At 75.4% G+C, this 22072-nt stretch carries 19 protein-coding genes; 5 read left to right on the forward strand and 14 right to left on the reverse strand.

The window, feature by feature from the left end; all coding sequences use genetic code 11:
* Nucleotides 1-25 precede the first annotated feature (25 nt).
* A complete protein-coding gene (locus ACIP5K_RS15890; protein WP_401409776.1) occupies nucleotides 26-856 on the forward strand; it encodes a class II aldolase/adducin family protein in 831 nt (276 codons plus the stop codon).
* Here the strand turns inward: ACIP5K_RS15890 and ACIP5K_RS15895 are convergent.
* Both ACIP5K_RS15895 and ACIP5K_RS15900 read right to left on the reverse strand, forming a co-directional pair.
* Entirely contained in the window at nucleotides 844-1317 is a 474-nt protein-coding gene (locus tag ACIP5K_RS15895; protein WP_401409778.1) for a hemerythrin domain-containing protein, read from the reverse strand. The two genes, ACIP5K_RS15890 and ACIP5K_RS15895, sit on opposite strands and share 13 nt — an antisense overlap.
* Before the next feature lie 4 nt (nucleotides 1318-1321).
* Nucleotides 1322-3025 carry a PP2C family protein-serine/threonine phosphatase gene (locus ACIP5K_RS15900; protein WP_401409780.1) on the reverse strand — a complete coding sequence of 568 codons (1704 nt, stop codon included), beginning with the start codon at nucleotides 3023-3025 and terminating at the stop codon, nucleotides 1322-1324.
* Nucleotides 3026-3206: 181 nt separating this feature from the next.
* On the opposite strand from ACIP5K_RS15900, the gene ACIP5K_RS15905 reads away from it, so the two are divergent.
* Complete coding sequence (locus tag ACIP5K_RS15905) at nucleotides 3207-4127, forward strand: aminoglycoside phosphotransferase family protein (protein WP_401409782.1); 921 nt, start codon at nucleotides 3207-3209, stop codon at nucleotides 4125-4127.
* Here ACIP5K_RS15905 and ACIP5K_RS15910 read toward each other — a convergent pair.
* From ACIP5K_RS15910 to ACIP5K_RS15925, 4 genes are all read right to left on the reverse strand, one after another.
* On the reverse strand, nucleotides 4114-5205 hold the full coding sequence (locus ACIP5K_RS15910; RefSeq protein WP_401409783.1) for a mechanosensitive ion channel family protein: 1092 nt from the start codon (nucleotides 5203-5205) through the stop codon (nucleotides 4114-4116). The two genes, ACIP5K_RS15905 and ACIP5K_RS15910, sit on opposite strands and share 14 nt — an antisense overlap.
* A 206-nt stretch (nucleotides 5206-5411) precedes the next feature.
* Nucleotides 5412-6443, reverse strand: coding sequence for a Gfo/Idh/MocA family protein (locus ACIP5K_RS15915; protein WP_401409785.1), 1032 nt, complete (start codon nucleotides 6441-6443; stop codon nucleotides 5412-5414).
* A complete protein-coding gene (locus tag ACIP5K_RS15920) occupies nucleotides 6440-7474 on the reverse strand; it encodes a Gfo/Idh/MocA family protein (protein WP_401409786.1) in 1035 nt (344 codons plus the stop codon). Before ACIP5K_RS15920 ends, ACIP5K_RS15915 begins: the two co-directional genes overlap by 4 nt.
* A 25-nt stretch (nucleotides 7475-7499) precedes the next feature.
* Complete coding sequence (locus ACIP5K_RS15925; RefSeq protein WP_401409787.1) at nucleotides 7500-8645, reverse strand: ROK family transcriptional regulator; 1146 nt, start codon at nucleotides 8643-8645, stop codon at nucleotides 7500-7502.
* Nucleotides 8646-8847: 202 nt separating this feature from the next.
* On the opposite strand from ACIP5K_RS15925, the gene ACIP5K_RS15930 reads away from it, so the two are divergent.
* Both ACIP5K_RS15930 and ACIP5K_RS15935 read left to right on the forward strand, forming a co-directional pair.
* Nucleotides 8848-10098, forward strand: a complete 1251-nt coding sequence (locus tag ACIP5K_RS15930; RefSeq protein ID WP_401409789.1) for an aspartate aminotransferase family protein — start codon at nucleotides 8848-8850, stop codon at nucleotides 10096-10098.
* A 97-nt stretch (nucleotides 10099-10195) separates the two neighbouring features.
* A complete protein-coding gene (locus ACIP5K_RS15935; RefSeq protein WP_401409790.1) occupies nucleotides 10196-11665 on the forward strand; it encodes an NAD-dependent succinate-semialdehyde dehydrogenase in 1470 nt (489 codons plus the stop codon).
* Nucleotides 11666-11677: 12 nt separating this feature from the next.
* Here the strand turns inward: ACIP5K_RS15935 and ACIP5K_RS15940 are convergent, their stop codons facing one another.
* The 6 genes from ACIP5K_RS15940 to ACIP5K_RS15965 all read right to left on the reverse strand — a co-directional run bounded on the left by ACIP5K_RS15940 (nucleotide 11678) and on the right by ACIP5K_RS15965 (nucleotide 18327).
* Nucleotides 11678-12850: a hypothetical protein gene (locus tag ACIP5K_RS15940; RefSeq protein ID WP_401409791.1), complete on the reverse strand. Its 1173-nt coding sequence runs from the start codon at nucleotides 12848-12850 to the stop codon at nucleotides 11678-11680.
* A complete protein-coding gene (locus tag ACIP5K_RS15945; RefSeq protein WP_401409793.1) occupies nucleotides 12847-14085 on the reverse strand; it encodes a hypothetical protein in 1239 nt (412 codons plus the stop codon). The genes ACIP5K_RS15940 and ACIP5K_RS15945 overlap by 4 nt, the downstream gene beginning before the upstream one ends.
* A gap of 406 nt (nucleotides 14086-14491) precedes the next feature.
* On the reverse strand, nucleotides 14492-14668 hold the full coding sequence (locus ACIP5K_RS15950) for a hypothetical protein (protein WP_401409795.1): 177 nt from the start codon (nucleotides 14666-14668) through the stop codon (nucleotides 14492-14494).
* Between the two features lie 118 nt (nucleotides 14669-14786).
* Nucleotides 14787-15131: a DUF1330 domain-containing protein gene (locus ACIP5K_RS15955; RefSeq protein WP_401409797.1), complete on the reverse strand. Its 345-nt coding sequence runs from the start codon at nucleotides 15129-15131 to the stop codon at nucleotides 14787-14789.
* A 135-nt stretch (nucleotides 15132-15266) separates the two neighbouring features.
* Nucleotides 15267-16037: a crotonase/enoyl-CoA hydratase family protein gene (locus tag ACIP5K_RS15960; RefSeq protein WP_401409799.1), complete on the reverse strand. Its 771-nt coding sequence runs from the start codon at nucleotides 16035-16037 to the stop codon at nucleotides 15267-15269.
* 19 nt (nucleotides 16038-16056) lie between these two features.
* Entirely contained in the window at nucleotides 16057-18327 is a 2271-nt protein-coding gene (locus ACIP5K_RS15965; RefSeq protein WP_401409800.1) for a glycoside hydrolase family 3 N-terminal domain-containing protein, read from the reverse strand.
* Between the two features lie 69 nt (nucleotides 18328-18396).
* On the opposite strand from ACIP5K_RS15965, the gene ACIP5K_RS15970 reads away from it, so the two are divergent.
* Nucleotides 18397-20286, forward strand: coding sequence for an ABC transporter ATP-binding protein (locus ACIP5K_RS15970; protein WP_401410219.1), 1890 nt, complete (start codon nucleotides 18397-18399; stop codon nucleotides 20284-20286).
* Between the two features lie 29 nt (nucleotides 20287-20315).
* Here ACIP5K_RS15970 and ACIP5K_RS15975 read toward each other — a convergent pair whose 3' ends face one another.
* Nucleotides 20316-20684 (reverse strand): hypothetical protein, encoded by a 369-nt coding sequence (locus tag ACIP5K_RS15975; RefSeq protein ID WP_401409801.1) that lies wholly within the window; start codon nucleotides 20682-20684, stop codon nucleotides 20316-20318.
* Between the two features lie 103 nt (nucleotides 20685-20787).
* Complete coding sequence (locus ACIP5K_RS15980) at nucleotides 20788-22050, reverse strand: ROK family protein (protein WP_401409803.1); 1263 nt, start codon at nucleotides 22048-22050, stop codon at nucleotides 20788-20790.
* Nucleotides 22051-22072: the final 22 nt, after the last annotated feature.

Raw genomic sequence — 22072 nt, forward strand, 5'->3', positions numbered from 1 at the left:
CAGCTGAAACGTAAGTTTCCGTTCCATGTTGCGATCGAATCATTCTTCGGCTTCCGCCCCGGCCCCCGTTCCGTCCCCCGCCCCGGTCGGCGGGACCGGCTCCGACGCCGCGGAGGAGCTGCGGCTGCGCCGGGAACTCGCCGCCGTCTACCGGCTCGTCGCGCACTTCCGCATGACCGACCTGATCTTCACGCACATCTCCCAGCGGCTGCCGGGCCCCGACCACCACTTCCTCATCAACCCCTACGGGCTGCTCTTCGAGGAGATCACCGCCTCGAACCTGGTCAGGATCGACCTCGACGGCAACCCCGTACGGCCGACGCCGCACCCGGTCAACCCGGCCGGATTCGTCATCCACAGCGCGATCCACAGGGCCCGCGCCGACGCCCACTGCGTCCTGCACACGCACACCAGGGCGGGCTGCGCCGTCGCCGCGCAGCAGGGCGGCCTGCTGCCCGTCAACCAGATGTCGATGGAGTTCCACCGCCGCGTCGGCTACCACGACTACGAGGGCGTCGCCCTCAACCTCGACGAGCAGGAGCGGCTCGTCGCCGACCTCGGCGGCCACCCCGCGCTCATCCTGCGCAACCACGGACTGCTGACCGTCGGCGACAGCGCCAAGCAGGCGTTCCTGCGCATGTACTACCTGGAGAAGGCCTGCGAGATCCAGGTCACCGCCCAGGCGGGCGGCGCCCCGCTGGTCCTCCCCTCCGACCGGGTCGCCGAGCACACCGCCCGCCAGCTCACCGGCGAGGGCGACGCGGAATCCGACTTCGAGGACCACGACGCCCAGGACCTGGCCTGGGCCGCGCTGCTGCGGCTCGTCGAGCGGGTCGCGCCGGACTACAAGGACTGAGCCCCGCCCGGTCCGCCGTGGGCGCTCCGCCAGGCCGCCATCGAGGCGTCCCACGCGTCGCCGGACAGCGCCGTCAGGGAGGCCGGGAACAGCCCGTCCTCCTCCTTGGCGATGTGCCGCCGCAGTTCGCGCACCGCATCGGTGAACACGGCGACGTCGGCGGGCGCCGTGAGGTCGAGCGCCGGGAGCAGCGCCGCGAGGTCCCGGTGCTCGGCCTCCAGGGCCGCGACGTACCCGGCGTACTCGGGGTCCTGCGCCATCACGCGGAACAGGCCGTCCTCCTCGCCCCGCCAGTGCGCGGCCAGTTCCCCGGCCATCCGGTCCACCAGGGCGCGGGCGGTCGCCGGATCGCCGCGGTCGAGGGCGCGCAGCGCGTCCCCGGCGGTGTCGGTGACCCGCTCGTGCTCCGCGATGAACTCCTTGATGAGCGGGATGTCCCGGCAGCCGCAGTAGTGGCACATGCGCTCAGTCCGCCCAGCCGTGGCCGCCGGTGCCGGCATGGCCGCGCCGCAGCGCCAGCAGGCACGAGTCGTCCTCCTGCGGCGCGGGCAGCAGCTCCGCGCTGACCGTGTCCACCAGCAGCTGGGGCGACAGCCCGGCGTGCCGCTCCACCGCGCCCAGCAGCGCCGCCAGTCCCTCGGTGATGTCCTGGTCCCGGCGTTCCACCAGCCCGTCCGTGCACATCAGGACCGTGTCGCCGTCGCGCAGGAACAGCTCGGCCGCCCGGTACGTCACCTCCGGCAGCACCCCGAGCAGCAGCCCGGTCGTCCCGTCCAGGAGGGTGGCCTTCCCGTCGCGCAGCAGCACCGGCGGCGGGTGCCCCGCGCACACCCAGCGCAGCAGCTCGCGGTCGGGGTGGTAGCGGCAGACGATCGCGGTGGCCGTGCCGTCCGTCCCGGTGTCGAACGTGATGCGGTTCAGCCAGGCGGTCAGCGCCTCCACCGGCTGCCCGGTGTGGGCGAGTCCGGCGAGGCCGCCGCGCAGGGCCGCCATCCGGGCCACCGCGTCGAGCCCGTGGCCCGCCGCGTCGCCGAGCGCGTACAGGACCCGCCCGTCGGGCAGCGCCTGCACGTTGTACCAGTCGCCGCCGATCGACGAGCGGGTCTCGGCGGGCCGGTAGGCGACCGCCGAGGTCACCCCCTGCACGGTGATCTCGGGCGGATGGGAGGGCAGCACCGCCTCGCGCAGCCGGGCCGCGACCCGCGCCTCCGCGTCCGCCCGCTGCCGTCGCCGCTCCGCCGCCCGCACCGCCGCGTCGAGCTGCACCCGGCTGCGGTACGACTTCGACACGTCCCGTACGAGGGCCTGGAGCCCCCACACCGGACCGCTCGCCGCCCGCAGCGGCTCCAGGGTGAAGCGGATGTGGCGGGTGTGGTCGGTGAGGTGCAGCCGCAGGTCGAGCTCGACGGGCAGCCCCGACACGACGTGCTCCAGGGCGACCCGGAACGCGGTGCGGTCCTCCGGCACCAGCCGCCGGGCCAGCTCGCCCAGCGTGAGCGGCACCGAGCCCTGCGGCCTGTCGAAGATCACGTACAGGCCGGGCGACCAGTCGCTGTGCCCCGAGCCCAGCTCCCACTCGCCCCAGCCGATGAGGCCCTGCTCCTGCACCCGGCCGCTGATCAGCTCGTGCCGGCGGGCCGTGCCGTCGAAGGTCACCACCACATGGCCGTGGTGGCGCGTCGCCGTGATCCGCACCCGCCGGTGCAGCGGCTCGCCGCCGACCATCAGCGTCGCGTCCCAGTCCCGGCCGATCACCGGCTCCCCGGTGGCCAGGACCCGCAGCATCGCCGCGAACAGCCCGGACGTCTGCGACGACGGCTGGGACACGGTCAGCAGCTGCCCGTGCCGGGGCCGGGCGCGGTCCGCCAGGCTCTGGCCCGCGGCGTTCACGGCCACGTCCACGAAGTCCACGACCTGCCCCGCCGCGTCCGTGACCGGCGCGAAGACCACCGTGGGCTCGGCCGTCGCGCCCGCCACCGCCCGCGCCCACTCCGGGGGGTCGACCGGCAGCTCCGGCGCGCCGAGCGCGGCGTCGCGCACGTCCTCCCCGCCCAGGAGCCGGAAGGAGTGCCGCAGCGCCTCGCGGGCCTGCCGCGCCAGCAGCGCGTCGATCGCGGTCAGCTCCGGCGGGGCGGGCGGGTCCGGTGGACCGGGTGCCGCCTGGGCCATGGTGGTTCCTCCGGGGATCCGGTGGGGCGCGTACGGGCGCGTACCTTCAGTTGACCTTGCTCCGCCGCCGCGCGCACACCGGCGGAGTCCGCGGGTGGCGCAGTGCGGGAAAACGGCGTGATTCCCCGACGGGCCGGACGGTAGCCTCGCCCGCCCGACCACCGCCCAGGGAAAGGCGTCCATGACGACCCCGCGCAGGATGCACGACGACGAGCCCGACATCGACCGCGCGCTCGTCGCGGGACTGCTCGCCGACCAGTTCCCGCGGTGGGCGGCGCTGCCCCTGCGGTACGTGGCGTCGGACGGCACCTCGAACCTGCTGCTGAGGCTCGGCGACGACCTCGCCGTCCGCATGCCGCGCACCCCGGGCGCGGCCGCGGACGTGCCGGGGGAGCGGGCCGCACTGCGCCGCCTCGCCCCGGGGCTGCCCTGCGCGGTACCGGAGCCGGTCGGCGCGGGCGTCCCCGGGCGCGGCTATCCGTGGCCGTGGTCGGTCCACCGCTGGATCGACGGCGTGCTGCCGGAGGCGGGCGCGGACCGGCAGCCCGCGCAGCTCGCGCGGGACGTGGCGGACTTCGTCCGCGCCCTGGGGCGCGCGGACACCACCGGCGCCCCGGCGGCCGAGCGCGGCGGGCCGCTGGCCCCGCGCGACGCCGAGACCCGGGCCGCCCTGGCACGGCTCGACGGCGCCGTCGACACCGCGGCCGCGCTCGCCCTGTGGGAGAGCGCGCTCGCGGCGCCCCGCCGGGACGGCCCCGCCGTCTGGGTGCACGGCGACCTGGAGCCGGGAAACCTGCTGGTCGACGCGGACAGCGGCCGCCTCGCCGCCGTCATCGACTTCGGCTGTACGGGCGTCGGGGACCCGGCGGTCGACCTGATCGTCGCCTGGTACGTCCTCGACGACGGCCTGCGCGACACCTTCCGCGCCGCCGTCGGCTGCGACGACGCCGCCTGGACGCGCGGCCGCGGCTGGGCGCTGAGCATCGCCGCGCTCGAACTGTCCTACTACCGCGGCCGCAACGCCTTCATGGCCGACAACGCGGCACGGGTCCTGGGCCGGCTCCTCGGCCGGCCCGTGCCGCGCGGGCTCACCCGATCCTGACGTCCGCGCCCGCCGACGCGTCGCGCTGCTGCGGAATCATGATCGACGGGCTGCCCTGCGCGAGGGCCACCTGCCGCACCGGTGACGGGATCCGGATGCCCTCGGCCCGGAAGCGCTGGTGCAGGCGCTTGATGAACTCGTGCTTGATCCGGTACTGGTCGCTGAACTCGCCGACGCCCAGGATCACGTTGAAGCCGATCCGGGAGTCGCCGAAGGTGTGGAAGCGCACCAGCGGCTCGTGCTCGGGGACCGCGCCCTCGACGTCCTTCATGACCTCGGCGACGACCTCCACCGTGACCCGCTCGACGTGCTCCAGGTCGCTGTCGTAGCCGACGCCCGCGAGCACGGTGAGGGTCATCTCCTGTTCCGGGCGGCTGAAGTTGGTCATGTTCGTGCCCGACAGCTGGGTGTTCGGGATGATCACGAGGTTGTTGGAGAGCTGCCGCACCACCGTGTTGCGCCAGTTGATGTCGACGACATAGCCCTCCTCGCCGCTGCTGAGCCGGATGTAGTCACCGGGCTGCACGGTCTTCGAGGCGAGGATGTGCACCCCGGCGAAGAGGTTGGCCAGGGTGTCCTGGAGCGCCAGGGCCACCGCGAGGCCGCCGACGCCGAGGGCCGTGAGCAGCGGCGCGATGGAGATGCCCAGGGTCTGGAGCACGACGAGGAAGCCCATCGCCAGCACCACGACCCGGGTGATGTTCACGAAGATCGTCGCCGATCCCGCGACCGCCGAGCGGGACTGGGTCACCGTGCGGACCAGGCCCGTGACGACCCGGGCCGCCGTGAGGGTGGCCGCCACGATCACGAACGCCGTCAGCACCATGTTCACCGTGCGGCCGGTGCGGGCGGTCAGGGGGAGCACCTCGGCCGCCACCGCCGCGCCCGCGGCCACCGCCGCCCAGGGTACGAGGGTGCGCAGGGCGTCCACGATCACGTCGTCGCCGCCCCAGCGGGTGCGGCCGGCGCGGACGCCGAGCCAGCGCAGCAGCATGCGCAGCAGCAGGCCCGCCAGCAGTCCGCCGCTCAGCGCCGCCCCGGCGACGATCAGGTCGTGGAGGTCGGCGGCGCGGGTCATCCCTCACCCCCGGTGCGGGAGAACTCGGCGCCGGGAGCGGCTCTGTGATGTTTCGTCAAGTGACACCTGCTCGTTCGGGGTACGGGGTTCGTCGGCGAACCGGCCTCATCCTGCCCCACCCGCCCGACCGCCCCCGCCACGGGGTGGAGGGGGCGGCCCGCGTCGTGGCGGGGGACCGCGCGAGAAGCCCCACCGGTGCGCGGGGCTCAGGGGAGCCGGACCGTGCGCCCGGTCCCGGCCGACGCGTACGCCGCCGAGACGACCCGCAGCGCCCGCACCCCCGCCCCACCGTCCGTCACCCCGACGTCCCCCTCCCCGAACAGGAACGCCCGCATCATCAGCTCGTCCAGACCGACCCCGTACGGGATCTCCACCCCACGGCGGCCCCGCTCGTCGAACCCGAACACCTTCTGGTCGAACGCGTCCATCTCCAGCACCGCCCGCTCGCCGACCACCCGCATCGACAGCCCGCCCCACGCCGGATGGTGCCGGGGCTGGCTCCAGCTGAAGTCCAGGGTGAGGACGGCCCCGTTCGCGTACGTGAGGGTGAGCAGCCCCGCCGTCTCCACGGGGACATCGCCCCGGGCCCCGTACAGCACGTTGTTGGTCTGCGCGTACACCGACGTCACCGGGCAGCCCTCGAAGAGGTCGTCGAGGAGGTCCACGACGTGCACGGTGTGGTCGATGAGGGCGCCGCCGCCGGCGAGGAGCGGCTCGACGAACCAGCGGCGCCGCCCCGCGGGCAGGTAGCCGTTGTTGGCGGCGGCCACCGCGAGCACCTCCCCGGCCGTGCCCGCCCGCACGGCGTCCCGCACGGCCAGGTACGCGGGGCTGAACCGCACCGGGTGCGCGACGGCCAGCCGCACCCCGGCCGCCCGGCACGCCTCGACCATGGCGACCCCGTCCTCCGGCGTCGTGGCGAGCGGTTTCTCGCAGAGGACGTCCACGCCGTGCGCGGCGGCCCGTTCGACCAGCGGCCGGTGCCGCGCGTTCTCCGCGCAGACCACGACCTTGTCCGGCCCCCAGGCGAACAGCTCCTCGTACGTGTCCGCGTACGGGACGCCGAGGCGCGCGGCGAACTCCGCGCCGCGCACCTCGCCGGGCGCGGCGGGATCCGGGTCCGGGTCCGCGGCCCGCACCTCCACACCGTCCATGCCGGCGAGCAGCCGCGCGAACCCGCCTGCGTGGACGTGCGCGAAGGACAGCACGCCCACCTTCACCACCGGCGTCCCCGTCACGACCCGGCCGCCGGATCCGTCGTCGGCCGCCGCGGTCCGCCGAGCTCCACGGGGTCCCCGGTGCGGGCCGACTCGGCCGCCGCCACCGCGATCCGCACCGCCTCGACGCCGTCGCGGGCGGACACCCGCGGCGCGGGGCCGCCCGTGACGGCGGCGGCGAACTCGCGCAGCTCGGTGAGGTAGGGGCTCTCCGTCATCGGGCTGCCGGGGATGCCCTCGCCGACGGGGCGCCGCCCCTGCGCGAGGACCCGGAAACCGGTGGGGGTCGCCGAGTCGTGTTCGAGGATCCCGTCGGGCCCGGCGACCCTGAACGTCGTACGGAAGGGAAGGTCCGGCGGCCCCCACACGCCGAGGACGTGACTGAGCGCGCCGGACGCGTGGGTGAGGACGGCGGTGCCGGTGGTCACCGCCCCCTCCGGCGGGTCCGCCGCCTGCCGGCCGCGGACCTGGGCGTGCACCCGGACGACGTCGCCCGCGAGGAGCCGCGCGAGATCGAGGTCGTGAATCATCTGGTCGACGAGGATGCCGCCGGACAGCGCCGGGTCGGCGAACCAGGGCGCCCACACCGGGAAGCGGCCGGAGCGGGTGAGCCGCAGCACGGCGGGAGCGCCGACGCGGCCCGCCGCCACGGCCGAGGCGAGCGCCGTGTACGCGGGGAAGTAGCGGACGACGTGCGCGGGGAGGAGCAGCACCCCGGCCGCCTCGGCGGCGTCCGCCATCGCGCGCGCCCCGGCGACGGACAGCGCGAGCGGCTTCTCGCACACCACGTGCCGGCCCGCGGCGATCGCGGCGAGGGCGAGTTCCTGATGGGTGAACGTGGGGGTGCACAGGTCGACGACCGTGCTGCGGTCCAGGAGTTCGGGAAGCGAGTCCACGGCCGTCACGCCGGACTCGCGGTACCGGTCGGCCAGGGGGCGCGCGTTGCCGTCGGTGGACAGGATCGTGACGCGCGCGCCGAGCGCGGTCCAGGCGGGCAGGTGCGTGCGGGCGATGCCGCCCGCGCCGATCAGTCCCACGTCGAGGTCTGCCATGAACGTCCTTTCGGGGAGGCCGGATTCAGACGTCGTGCCGTCGGGGGAGGCGTGCCTCGGCGGCGTCGAGGGCGCGTCGCACGGCGCCCAGGGCCACGCCCTCGCGGCCCAGCGCGCCGACCGCCAGGTGCGGCACGTGGAGGGTGAGGGGGCGCAGATGTGCGGAGAGGAGCGGGGGCAGGAGGTCGCCGACCGACGCCAGCGCGCCGGTCACGACGAGGAGTTCGGGATCGACCGCGAGGGTCAGCGCGGCGACGGCCGGGGCGACCCCGGCCAGGAACCGGTCCAGGACGTCGAGCGCGCCCGGCTCCCCGGAGCGCACGGCCCGGGCCAGGGCGGCCGTCACCGATTCGCCCGGCAGCCGCTCGCCGGGCCACACGAAGCCCTGCCGGACGCGGTCGAGGCCGAGATGGGGGAGGTGGCCCAGCTCGCCCGCGCCGCCGCGGCGGCCCCGGTGCAGCCGGCCGTCGATCATCAGGCCGCAGGAGATGCGCGGCCCGAGCAGCACGCAGGCGACGTCGTCGGCGAGCCGGGCGGCGCCGCGCCAGTGCTCGGCGAGCACCGCGAGGTTCACGTCGTTCTCGACGAGGACGCGGTCCGGGCCGGGGAAGTCGTCGGCGAGCCGGCGCGCCAGGTCCAGGTCGGTCCAGTCGGGCACGATCACCGACCGGATCCGGCCGGTCCCGCCGACCATGCCCGGCACCCCGATCCCCAGGCACCACACGTCGTGCGGGCCGAGGCCCTGCCCGGCGACGAAGCGCCGCAGCCGCGCGCGCAGCAGCTCCACCCGCTCCGCGCCCGTCGCCCCCGGGGCGACGGCGTGCCGGGCGCGGGCCACGATCTCGCCGTCGAGCCGCGCCAGCAGCAGCACGATCTCCCGCACGCCGACGTCGACGCCGACCACGTGCCCGGCCTCGGCGCGGAAGCGGAAGCGGCGCGCGGGCCGCCCCGGCGCCCGCCCCGCCACCAAGACGTCGGCCTCGGCGATCCAGCCCTGCGCGGTGAGCTGTTCGACCAGCGCCTCGACGGTCGGCCGGGACAGGCCCGTGGCGCCCGCGAGCCCGCTCACCGTGCGCGGGCTCTCGCTCCGCAACTCCCGCAGCACCACGGTCGTGTTGAGATCGCGCAGCGCCGCGAGGTCGTGTCCTCGCGACCGGTCGTGCACCGCCACGGATTCTCCCTCCGCAGGATGGAGCGCGCGTGTCCGGATGCGCAGGACTGTTGCATAACCGTCCCCGCCCGGGAACCCCACCGGCACGGAAATTGCGCAGGACTCCTGCGCTTCCCGGTGGCCCGCGCGACGGGGGCGCACGCGCCGCGGCGCCACCCGCGGCCCATTGACGCCTCTTCGGCCCGGAGCCGACGCTGGAGGCATGACCCAACTGTCCGAGCATGTGCGTCAGGCCACTCCCGTCGTCGCCGAGCGGGGGGAGGGCGTCCATCTGTACGGGATCGACGGCCGCCGGTATCTGGACTTCACGGCGGGGATCGGGGTGACGAGCACGGGGCACTGCCATCCACGGGTGGTGGCGGCCGCGCAGGAGCAGGTGGCCACCCTCATCCACGGCCAGTACACGACGGTGATGCACCAGCCGTTGCAGCGGCTGGTGGAGAAGCTCGGCGGGGTGCTGCCCGACGGCCTGGACAGCCTGTTCTTCGTCAACTCGGGCAGCGAGGCGGTGGAGGCGGCGCTGCGGCTCGCCCGGCAGGCGACGGGCCGGCCCAACATCGTCGTCGCGCACGGCGGTTTCCACGGCAGGACCGTCGCGGCGGCCTCCCTGACGACGTCCGGCACGAAGATCCGGACCGGGTTCGGGCCGCTGATGGCGGGGGTCGCCATCACGCCGTTCCCGAACGCCTTCCACTACGGATGGGACGAGGAGACCGCGACCCGGTTCGCGCTGCGCGAGCTGGACCACCTCCTGGCCACCGTCTCGGACCCGGACGACACCGCGGCGATCCTGGTCGAGCCGGTGCTGGGGGAGGGCGGGTACGTACCCGCCAACTCGGCGTTCCTGCACGGGCTGCGGGAGCGGGCCGACCGGTACGGGATCCTGCTCGTCCTGGACGAGATCCAGACCGGCGTCGGGCGCACCGGGCGCTTCTGGGGCCACGACCACTTCGACGTGCGCCCCGATGTGCTCATCACCGCCAAGGGCCTCGCGTCCGGGTTCCCACTGTCCGGGATCGCCGCGTCCCGGGAGCTGATGGGCAGGGCGCGGCCCGGGTCGCAGGGCGGCACGTACGGGGGCAACGCCGTCGCCTGCGCGGCGGCCTGCGCCACGCTCGACGTCATCGAGGAGGAGTCGCTGGTCGCCAACGCGGCGGCGATGGGGGCGCGGTTGCGGGCCGGGCTGGAGGAGGTCGCCGCCAAGACGCCCGGGATCGGCGACGTACGGGGGCTGGGGCTGATGCTGGCCAGCGAGTTCACCACGCCGGACGGTGAGCCCGACCCCGCGACGGCGCTGCACGTCCAGCAGGCCGCCGCCGACGCCGGTCTGCTCCTGCTGACCTGCGGCCCCTGGGGCAACGTCGTCCGCATGATCCCGGCCCTCGTCGTCTCGGAACCCCAGGTCGACGAGGCGCTGTCGCTGTGGAGCGCGGCGGTGTCGTCCGCCACGTGAGCGCGCCGCGCCGTTCCCCCCGGTCGTCCGCGCCCCTCGTCGTGGCGTGAACCCGAAGGACGACCTCAGCCGACCCCACCCTCCGGGAGCCTCCACCATGACCACGCCCCCCGTCATCGCGGCCGTACCGAAGGACCTCCACATCGACGGTGCCTGGCACCCCGCGGCGGCGCACCGCACGATGCCCGTGGACAACCCCGCCACCGGCGCCACCCTGTGCCACGTGGCGGACGCCGGCCCCGCCGACGGCGCCCGCGCCCTGGCGGCGGCGACGCGGGCCCAGCGGGCCTGGGCCGCGACCGCCCCGAGGGAGCGCGCCGAGATCCTGCGCCGGGCCCACGAGATCCTGATCGCCCGCACCGACGACCTCGCCCTGCTGATGACCCTGGAGATGGGCAAGCCGCTCGCCGAGGCGCGCGGCGAAGTCGCGTACGCGGCCGAGTTCTTCCGCTGGTTCGCCGAGGAGGCGGTCCGCGTGGACGGCGGCTACGCGACCAGCCCCGACGGCCGCAACCGCCACCTGGTGCTGCGCCAGCCCGTCGGCCCCTGCCTGCTCATCACCCCCTGGAACTTCCCCCTCGCCATGGGCACCCGCAAGATCGGCCCCGCCGTCGCCGCGGGCTGCACGATGATCCTCAAGCCGGCCCCGCAGACCCCGCTGTCCACGCTCGCCCTGACCGCCGTCCTCACCGAGGCGGGACTGCCCCCGGGCGTCCTGAACGTGCTGACCACCTCCGACGCGGCGGGCGTGGTCGAACCCCTGCTGCGCGGCGGCGGCATCCGCAAGCTGTCCTTCACGGGCTCCACCCGGGTGGGCCGCGTCCTGCTCGCCCAGTGCGCCGACACCGTGGTGCGCACCTCGCTCGAACTCGGCGGCAACGCGCCGCTGATCGTGTTCGAGGACGCCGACCTGGACGCGGCCGTGGACGGCGCGATGGTCGCCAAGATGCGGAACATGGGCGAGGCCTGCACCGCCGCCAACCGCCTCTATGTGCACAGCGCCGTCGCCGAGGAGTTCGCCGGCCGCCTCGCCGCCCGGATGGGGGCGCTGACCGTCGGCGACGGCACCGACCCCGGCACCGACGTCGGCCCCCTCATCGACGGCGCGGGCCGCGACAAGGTCGTGCGGCTGGTGCGGGACGCGGTCGAGCGCGGCGCCAAGGTCCTCACCGGCGGCGAAGTCCCGGCGGGGGAGGGGAACTTCTACCCGCCGACGGTGCTCACCGAGGTGTCCCGCGACGCCGAGCTCGCCACCACGGAGATCTTCGGCCCGGTCGCCGCGCTGTTCACCTTCGACGACGAGGACGACGTCGTACGCGTCGCCAACGACACCGAGTGGGGGCTCGTCGGGTACGTCTTCACCCGTGATCTGGACCGGGCGCTGCGCGTCGGGGAGCTTCTGGAGACCGGCATGGTCGGCATCAACACCGGCCTCGTCTCCAATCCGGCCGCCCCCTTCGGCGGCGTCAAGCAGTCCGGTCTGGGCCGCGAGGGCGGGCGCGTCGGCATCGAGGAGTTCCTGGAGTACAAATACCTCGCGATCCCCACGGGCGCCCGGGAGCGCTGACCGGCGCGGCGCTCACAGCCGCACCACCGCCCGGAAACCGGCCAGGCGCGCCAGCAGCGAGCGCGCGGGCGGCGCCAGCTCACCCACCAGGACCGTCTCCCCGGCGTTCAACAGGCCGATCACGGCGGACAGTTCGGGAGCCGACAGCTCGGTCTCCAGGACGTGTCCGCAGGCCGCCACGAGCCGGTGGCCGCCGACCTTGGACCACAGGACGCGTTCGGTGGCCCGCACCGCGTCGTCGTCGGTGAAGTAGCCGGGGCGCGCGGGCGGCGGCGCCGGGTCGAGGCCGCCGTTGGTGGCGTGCGAGAGCGCCGCGCGGGCCACCCGGCGCTCCAGGGCCGCGGGCCGCGCCGCCCGGCGGAAGTGGTCGAGCGCCGCCGCGAGCACCGGCGGCAGCTCGGCGGGCAGCTCGTCCGGCGGGTCCGGGTCCGGGACGTGGATGCCGTCGCCGCCCCAGCCCGCCCGCGGGGCGAGGGGGTCCGGGCCGGCCGCGAGCAGCGGCAGCGGTCCGGTGCCGGGACGGGCCGCATCGCGCGGGATGCCGATGTGCACGGTCGTCGTGGGCGCGGCGCCGGCCGGCGCGGGATCCGTCGTGTGCCGGTGGCCCGCGGGCCGGTACACGAGGTCGCCGGGCGCCGCCTCGGCCGCCACCCACCGCCCGTCGCGGCCGAGCCGCAGGCGCCGGGCGCCCCGGGCCGCGTACAGGAAACCGGCGCCGTGCCGGACGGGCGAGGGGCCGGGCGGGCAGCGTCCGTGGAAGAGGGTCGTCGTCGCACCGGCGACCGGCTGTCCCACGTGGTGCCACAGGCCGGACAGGAAGTCGCGTTCCCGCGCCCACAGCGGGTGGTGCGCGGAGTGCAGGCCCAGGACGGTGAGGGAGAACGAGGCGCCGGCGAGCCGGTCCGTCAACCGCCGGTCGTAGGCGTCGAAGGAGGCGTCCTCGGGCCGGGGCAGCAGGTCGCCGGGGTCCACGAGGGTCCGCTGCCCGGTGCTGAACCGGACGCGGTGCCCGGCGCCGGGCCGCTGCGCCGCGATGACGGTGCTCTCGAAGAGCTCGTTCGGGTCGAACGGGGCCCGCGGCAGTCCCGCGCCGCGGATGAGGACGGGGCGCCGGTCCCAGTACTCCGCGGCGAAGCGGGGCCAGTCCAGCGCGTCGATGACGTCCATGGGCGCCGGTGCGGTCATGCGTGGTGCTCCGGGGCCGCCGTCACGGCGCGGGCCCGGTACAGCTCGCCCAGCAGGGTCAGCAGCTCCGGGTCGTCGGGGGCGGTGCGGGCCGCGCGGGCCAGCTCCGCGACGGCGACGGCGTGCCGCGCGGTGCGCAGCCGGGCGAGGACGGCGTCGGCGCCGGCCGGCCGGGCCGTCCAGGCGTGACCGTTCGCCGCCCACACCGCGGGGCCGCCGTCGCGGGGGAGCCGGACGATCTCGGCGCAGCGCCGTAATCGGTGCCGGGGCGTCAGCCGGATGCCCGGCCGCCGCGGCGGCGCCGGTTCGAGCCCGGCCGCGGACCGCAGCGCCGCCCAGCGGGTCAGCAGCGCCCGCTCCGGCGCGGTCCCGGCCAGGGTGTCCGTGAGCAGGCCCGCCGGTGCGAGGAGCTGGGGCGGTGCGGTGAGCCGGCCGTCGGGCGCCGACGGCAGCGGGTGTGGCAGGGCGGGCGGGGCGCCGGACCGGCCGGCGCGCTCCCGCACGAGGTCGGTGAGGGTGCCCGCCACGAACGGCAGCGCCGAGGTGGTGCGCGCCGGGACGCTCAGCCGCAGCGTCGTGCACCGGCCGGGCCGGTGGTCGAGGTGGGTGCCCCCGGCCGGCCAGTGGACCAGATCGCCCGTACGCGCGTGCAGGACGTACTCGGTGCCGGTGTGCTCCGGACGCACCCGCACCGTCAGCTCCCCGTCGAGCACCCAGGTCAGCGCGGCCGTGTCGGTCGGGGCCGCGGTGTCCTCCACCGAGTGGTGCCGGTCGCCGACGGCCAGCTCCGCGGTGACCGGCAGCGGGGCCTGGCCGACGTGGCGCCACAGGCCCGCGAGCACGTCCCGCACCCGTGACCACAGCGTGAAGTCGTGGCGGAGCGGGTCGGCGACCGTGAGCAGCCAGCCGTCGCCGGCGAGCCGGGGTTCCCGGGCCAGGCGCCCGGCGTAGCCGGCCGCGTCCGGGTCGGCGGGGCCGGGCAGCAGCGCGCCCGGGTCCCGCAGCCGGCCGTCCGCCGTCGCCAGGCGCACCTGCCGGGGTGCGGCCGCCGCGATCGCGTCCCGCACCAGCGCATGGGTCCCGGCCGGGTCGAGACCCAGCGGCCGGCCGCCCGGGACCACCACCGGCTCCCGCGCCCAGTGGTCCTGCGCGAAGCGGCGCCAGTCCGGACCGGGGGCGGGGCCGGAGGGGCCGGAGGAGTCGTGGTCGGGAGCGTGTGCGGCGCTGGCGTTCATCGGGTCCGGGGGCTCCTGAGTCCCTCATCACGGGGGGTTCGGCGGGCCCCGCGACCTTGTCAGAGCGTTTCCCGCGGCGTCAACGCCTTACGGAGAAGCTGTGAACATCTGGCGCAGAACGAACGGCGAGCCGCATGCCTCCCACGGCTCCCGGGCAGCTCAAGGACCACAGGGGTCCGGGGGCCGGGCGTCCTGCTGCCGGACCGGCGCCGCGCGAAGCCGCAGGGGCTGGTTGGCCAGGGAGGGGCCCCTGTGATTTGGTGGTGGGGCACATTGCACCGATCACCCCAGAGGAGGCCCTTATGTCCTCGAAGCGCCGTCGCAAGAAGAAGGCCCGTCGCAAGAACGCGGCGAACCACGGAAGCCGTCCGCAGTCCTGACGGAACGCGGTGGATGGGGCGGCCGGTCAGGCCTTCTGCGTGACACCTTCACCGGTCGCGGCCGCCCACTCCGTCACCAGCGCCTCGTACTCGGCCCGGTCGTCCGCGGTCAACTGTCCGCCGGTGCGCGCCCAAAGGCCACGAATCTGCTCATTGACCACATGGGCGGGACGTGTCGAACGCGGGGCAGGGGTGGAGGACATGTGAACGAGACTAGGGGATCGGCGCGCCTCTACGCTCCGGTAGGTGACGTGGGTATCGCCATGTGTGATGTTCGCCATGATGGTGAACCCCGGGGAACCGCTGCAATCGGTTGATGGCTCAACCACCGTGGTCCGCCCTGAGCTTGGCGGCCCGCTCGCGCGGGTCGTAGCCGGGGCCGACGCCCTCGATGAGCAGGACGTCCCCCTCGATGTGCGCCGTCCGCAGCCGCAGAATGTCCTGATAGGCGGCGGAGGCGTACCAGGCGCGCGCCGTGTCCAGGTCGGCGAACGCGATGAGCACCATGCTGCCCGGCCAGGCGCCCTCCACCACCTCCGCCGGCGGGCCGTGCACCACGAACCGCCCGCCGAAGGGATCGAGGGTGCCCTGGACGCGCTCCAGGTACTCCAGGATGTCGGGGTGCGGGCGACGGCTGCGCAGGTGCGCGAACCCGTAGGCGGTCATGGCGTCTCCTCGTGGCGTGACGACGTGCCGGGGCGGGGCGCGGCGCCGGGCCCCGGGCTCCGCACGCTGTCACCGACGCCGGGGCGCGTCGATTACCCGTGAGGTAGTCGATTACCCGTGAGGTAGGCGCGGCCGTCAGGGCCCCTCCCCGAACGCCCCGTGCCGGCCCTCCCCGCCCGCGAACCGCCCCGCCCCCGCGACCGCCTCCCGCAACACGCCCGTCCCGTGGCCGAGTTCGCCGCGCAGCGCCGCCGCCTCGTCGAGCCCGTGCTGCTCGCGCACCGAGGCGCGGTCGCTGCGCAGGCACGCCTGCGGGAACCCGGCGATCCGGGCGGCCAGTTCCTCCGCCGCCGCCCGGGACCGGCCCGGCGACACCAGCCGGTTGGCCAGGCCCATCGCGTGTGCCTCCGGCGCCGCGACGGGCCGCCCGGTCAGGATCAGGTCCATGGCCCGGCTCTCCCCGATCAGCCGGGGCAGCCGGACCGTGCCGCCGTCGATCAGCGGCACGCCCCAGCGCCGGCAGAACACCCCGAACACGGCGTCCTCCTCGGCGACCCGCAGATCGCACCAGAGGGCCAGTTCGAGACCGCCCGCCACCGCGTGGCCGCTCACCGCCGCGATCACCGGCTTGGACAGCCGCAGCCGGGTCGGGCCCATCGGCCCGTCGCCGTCCGCCGCCACCCGGTTGCCGTGCGCGGTGCCGACGGCCTTCAGGTCCGCACCCGCGCAGAACGTGCCGCCCTCGCCCCACAGCACCGCCACCCGCGCCGCGTCGTCCGCCTCGAACGCCCGGAAGGCGGCGGCCAGTTGCGCGGCCGTGGCGCCGTCGACGGCGTTGCGGACCTCGGGACGGGAGAGGATCACCGTGGTGACGTGGGCGGTGCGTTCGACGCGGACGGACGGCATGCGGCTGCTCCCGGGAGAACTAGGTGACATCGAGGGTGAGTTCGGCGTCGGCCGTCGAACTCGTCCCGACGTACAGCTTGAACGTCCCCTCCTCGACGCGGAACGTCCCGGCCGGATCGTTCGTCCAGAATCCCAGGTCCGCCGCGGCGAGCGGGAACCGCACCGTCGTCGCCGCGCCCGCGTCGAGCGTGACCCGCCGGAAACCCCGCAGCGCGCGCACCGGCCGGACGACGCTCGCGGCCACGTCCCGCACGTACAGCTGCACCACCTCGTCCCCCGGCCGCGATCCGCTGTTGCGCACGGACACCGACACCTCCACCGTGTCCCCCCGCCGCAGCGCCCGCGCGGACACCCGCGTCCGGCTCAGCCGCGGGGCGCCGAGGGCGAAGGTCGTGTAGCTGAGGCCGTGCCCGAAGGGGAAGCGCGGGGTCGGCGGCAGATCCAGGTACGTCGACGTGAACGGGTTGTCCGCGGCGTAGGGGCGGCCCGTCGACTCGTGGTTGTAGTGGACCGGGAGCTGGCCGACCGTCCGCGGGAACGACATCGGCAGCTTCCCGCCCGGGTTCACCGCGCCGAACAGCACGTCCGCGACGGCCGGTCCCCCCTCGATGCCCGGGTGCCAGGCCTCCAGCACGGCGGGCGCCCTCTCCAGCCACGGACCGAGCGTCAGCGGGCGGCCGTTGACCAGCACCACCGCGAACGGCCTGCCCGTCGCCGCGATCGCCGAGATCAGCTCCTCCTGCGCGCCCGGCAGGCCGATGTCGGCGCGCGCCGCCGCCTCCCCGCTCAGCGCCGCGGGCTCGCCCACGACGACGACCGTCAGGTCCGCGGCCCGCGCCGCCGCGACCGCCGCCGCGATCCCCGCCGGGTCCCCGCCCTCGGGGGCGACGCCCCGGGCGTACGTCACCTTCGTGCCCGGCGCGGCCCTCCGGACGGCGTCCAGGATCTTCGACGCCGGGAACCGTTCGGCCGCCGCGGGCACCGCCCACGTACCCAGCAGATCCGCCGAGTCGGCGAACGGGCCCACCAGGGCGAGGGAGCCGAGGCTCCGGCTCAGCGGCAGGACCCCGCCGTCGTTCTTCAGCAGCACCATGGAGCGCGCCGCCGCCGTGCGGGCCGCCCGGCGGGTGTGCGCCGAGGGCCCGGTGAGCGCCGCGCCCTCGTCGGCGTACGGGTCGTCGAAGAGCCCGAGCGTGTACTTCAGGCGCAGCACCCGGGAGACCGCGTCGTCGATCCGCCGCCGCGAGATCCGTCCCTCGCGCAGCAGCCGGCGGCCGTGGGTGCCGAGGTCGGTGCTGGTCATCTCCACGTCGACGCCCGCGTCCAGGGCGAGCCGGGCCGCGTCCGCGCCGTCCTCGGCGAAGCCGTGCGGGATCAGCTCCCGCACGCCCGACCAGTCGCTGACCACCACTCCGCCGAACCCCCACTCCTTCTTGAGGATGTCGGTGAGGGTGTGCCGATTGGCGTGCCCGGGGACGCCGCTGACCGTGTTGAACGACGCCATCACGGTGGCCGCGCCCGCGTCCAGCGCCGCCTTGAACGGCGGGAGGTACAGGTTGCGCAGCCGGGACTCCGACACGTCGACCGTGTTGTAGTCGCGGCCGCCCTCGGCGCCGCCGTACGCGACGAGGTGCTTGGCGCAGGCCGCGAGGGTCGTCCTCGACGGGCCGCCCGGCCCCTGATATCCCGTCACCTTCGCCGCCGCGTACCGCGCGGTCAGGAAGGGGTCCTCGCCGTTGCCCTCGGCGACCCGGCCCCAGCGCGGCTCCCGCGTGACGTCCATCATCGGCGCGAACGTCCAGTGCACGCCGTTGGAGCGGGCCTCGCGCGCCGACACCTCGGCGTCCGTGCGCGCCACCTCCGGGTCGAACGCGGCGGCCTGCGCGAGCGGGATCGGGAACGTCGTCCAGAAGCCGTGGATCACGTCCAGGCCGAACAGCAGCGGGATGCCCAGCCGGGACTCCTCGACGGCGAGCCGCTGCAAGGCGTTGGCCGCCCGCGCGCCGAGGACGCCGAGCACCGAACCGAGCCGGCCCGACCGCGCCGCGTCCTCGACCGCCCGTGTCGACCCCGAGCCCGGATTGAGATCGAAGGCCCACGGCAGCTGCTGCAACTGCCCGAGCTTCTCCGCCGGGGTCATCCGGGCGAGCAGCGCCCGCACCCGCGCCTCGTCCGGGCCCGGCCGCGGGCCGTCCGCCGTCCGCGCGGCGGCCCGTGCCGGGGCGGGTGCGCCCGTCGCGGCGCCGACGCCGATCGCGGACAACAACGTACGTCTTCCCAACTCCGGCACGTCCTGGCTCCTCGTGTCCCCTCGGTTGACCTCAACAATGGTTGAGGTCCTACTGTCGTCCGCATGAGCATGGAGACCACAGCCTGGACGCAGCTGCACAGCGTCATGAACGCCCAGAACGGCGGATCCCACCACCGCCCCTTCGCCCGCGCGACCCTGCGCCGCATCGCCGCGTTCGCGCGGCCGCACCGGCGGCGCATCGTCCGGTTCGTGCTGCTGAGCATCCTCACCGCGCTGCTCGCCGTCGCGACCCCGCTGCTCGCGGGCGACGTCGTCAACGCCATCGTCGGCGGTCACGACCAGGCACGCGTGGTGCGACTCGCCGTCCTCATCGCGGTGATCGCGCTCGCCGAGGCCGGTATCGGACTGCTCGCCCGCTGGCTCTCCGCCAACCTCGGCGAGGGCCTGATCCTCGATCTGCGCACCGCCGTCTTCGACCACGTGCAGAAGATGCCCGTCGCCTTCTTCACCCGGACCAGGACCGGCGCCCTCGTCAGCCGCCTCAACAACGATGTGATCGGCGCCCAGCGGGCGTTCAGCAACACCCTGTCGGGCGTCGTCGGCAACGTGGTGACCCTGGTCCTCACCCTGGCCGTCATGCTCACCCTGTCCTGGCAGATCACCCTGCTCGCGCTGGTCCTGCTGCCGGTCTTCGTGGTCCCGGCCCGCCGCACGGGCTCCCGGATGGCCCGGCTCCAGCGCGAGGCCGCGGCGCACAACGCGGCGATGGGCACCCGCATGACCGAGCGGTTCTCCGCGCCGGGGGCCACGCTCATCAAGCTCTTCGGGCGGCCCGAGGAGGAGTCACGCGAGTTCGCCGCGCGCGCCCGGCGGGTGCGGGACATCGGGGTGCGCACGGCGATGGCGCAGTCCGCGTTCATCACCGCGCTCACCCTCGTCTCCGCCCTCGCGCTGGCCCTCGTCTACGGCCTCGGCGGCTACTTCGCGCTCGACGGCAGGCTCGAAGCGGGCACCGTCGTCTCCCTCGCGCTGCTCCTCACTCGGCTGTACGCGCCGCTGACCTCCCTCGCGGGCGCCCGCGTCGAGGTCATGAGCGCCCTGGTCAGCTTCGAGCGGGTCTTCGAGGTGCTCGACCTGAAGCCGCTGATCGACGAGAAACCGGACGCCCGCGAGGTGCCCGAGGGGCCGGTCGCCGTCGAGTTCGACGAGGTCCGCTTCGGCTACCCGTCCGCCGACAAGGTCTCCCTGGCCTCCCTGGAGGAGGTCGCCTCGCTCGACAGCCGGGGCGGCGCCGAGGTCCTGCACGGGATCTCCTTCCGCGCCGAACCCGGCCAGACCGTCGCCCTCGTCGGCTCCTCGGGGGCCGGCAAGTCGACCGTCGCGCAACTGCTGCCGCGGCTCTACGACACCGACGCGGGCGCGGTGCGCATCGGCGGAGTCGACGTACGGGACCTGAGCGCCACCTCGATCCGCGGCGCCCTCGGCATGGTCACCCAGGACGGACACCTCTTCCACGACAGCGTCCGCGCCAACCTGCTGCTCGCCCGGCCGGGCGCGAGCGAGGACGACCTGTGGGACGTGCTGCGCCGGGCCCGGCTCGACACCCTGGTCCGTGACCTGCCCGACGGCCTCGACACGGTGGTCGGCGAGCGCGGCTACCGGCTGTCCGGCGGCGAGCGCCAGCGCATGACGATCGCCCGGCTGCTCCTCGCCCGCCAGCGCGTCGTCATCCTCGACGAGGCCACCGCCCACCTCGACAACACGTCCGAGGCCGCGGTCCAGGAGGCCCTGGCGGAGGCGCTCGACGGACGCACCGCCATCGTCATCGCGCACCGGCTCTCCACGATCCGCTCCGCCGACCAGATCCTGGTGGTCGAGGACGGCCGGATCGTCGAACGCGGCACGCACGACGAACTCGTCGCCGTCGAGGGGCGGTACGCGCAGCTGTACCGGACCCAGTTCGCCCACGGCGAGCGGGCGGCGGCCGAGGCGGTGTGAGCGGCGCGGCCGCCGGTCGCGGCGGCGCGTCAGGCCGCGTCCCGCGCCACCTTGCGCGCCCACAGCACCAGCGGGACCTGGAGCGGCACCCGCGCCCGCGCCGCCTTCCGCAGCGGGGCGGGCCGCTCGTCCCAGTCGGCGGCCATCTGGATGTTCGCGGGCAGCACGGCGACGAAGAACGCGGCGGCGGCGGTGGCCGCGCGGGCCCGGGTGCGGGGGAGCGCGACCCCCGCCGCCAGGGCCAGTTCCACGGCGCCGCTGGCATAGGTCCAGGCGCGCGGCGGGCCGGGCAGGACGCGCGGCACCATCGCGTCGAACGGGCCCGGCAGCAGGAGATGGGAGACGCCCGCCCCGGCGAGCAGGCCGGCGAGGAGCTGGTGGGAAGGTGCGCGGCGCAAGGGGTCCTCCGGAGACGTCGGCGACGGACGAACGATCTTACTTACCAGTAAGTAAGAAAGTCGAGCCCCGAGGACTCCGGCCGCCGACCGCCGTCACCCCGCGTCAGGGAACCGGTCGGGTGTACACCGCGTCGAGCGCGAGATGGGCCCCGCCGCGCGCCGCCGCCGTGAACCCCAGGGCGGACAGGCGCACTTCGCAGCCGGCCGCGCGCGGCGCCATCACGCGCGTGCGGAGCATGACGTGCAGCCGGTCGAGGAACAGATCGCCGATGTACGTGAAGTAGCCGCCGAGGACGACCAGTCGGGGGTTGAGGACGTCGGCCAGCAGGGCCAGGCCGAGGCCCAGGTCGTGGGCGACCCGGTCCAGCGCCTCCAGGGCGCGCGGCTCGCCCGCCTCGGCGCGGCCGCGCAGGTCCGCGAGCCGGGTCTCCAGGGCCACGTCCGGATCGTGCAGCGGATCGCTGCCGCGCGCCGCGAGCCGCAGGATGGCGTCGAGGCCGACCATCGTCTCCCAGCAGCCGTGCCGGCCGCAGACGCACGGGTCGCGGGCGGGATCGAGCGGCATGTGGCCGACCTCGCCCGCGAATCCGTCGGCGCCGCGCAGCAGCCGCCCGTCGTTGACGATGCCGGCGCCGATGCCCCGCTCCCCGGTCAGGGAGAGCATGTCGCGCACCCCGGAGCCGCGGACCTGCGCGTACTCGGCCAGCGCGGCCAGCTTCGCGTCGTTGTCCAGCGCGATCGGCGGCAGCGTCCGGTGGCCGGCCCGGTCGAGGCGGGCCCGCAGCTCCTCGGCCACGGCCACGTCGCGCCAGCCGATGCCCGGGGCGAAGGTCACGGTCGCCGACGCCCGGTCCACGACGCCCGGCACCGCGAGCGTGAGCCCGACCGGGCGCCGCCCCGCACGCTCCAGCGCGGAGCGGCAGTCGCCGACAAGACGGGCCGTCAAGTCCAGTACGGCGTCCGGGCCCCGGTCCCTCACCGCGAGCGGCACCCGGTGCGCGTGGACCTCGGTGCCGTCCAGTGCCAGGGCCAGCACATGGACGTAACTCGTGCTGATCTCCACGCCGATCCCGCACAGACCGCCGCCGTCCAGGTGCACCAGCGTGCCCGGCCGGCCCACCGCCCCCTCGCGCCGCGTGGGCCCCTCACGGACCAGGCCGAGCCCGACGAGTTCGGCGACGAGGCTGGTCACCGTCGGCTTCGGCAGCGCGGTGTCGGTGGCGATCTGGGCGCGCGAGCGCGGGCCGTTGTCGCGCAGCAGCCCCAGCACCGCGCCGAGGTTCGTGCGCCGGATCGAGGCGCGGCCCCGGGTGCCGGGGGCCTCGGCGACCGCCGTACCGAGATCGGTCACTTCGTGCTCACCCATGCCCTTTCGTCCACGGTGGCCG

The sequence above is a fragment of the Streptomyces sp. NPDC088785 genome (assembly GCF_044750685.1).
Lineage (GTDB): Bacteria > Actinomycetota > Actinomycetes > Streptomycetales > Streptomycetaceae > Streptomyces.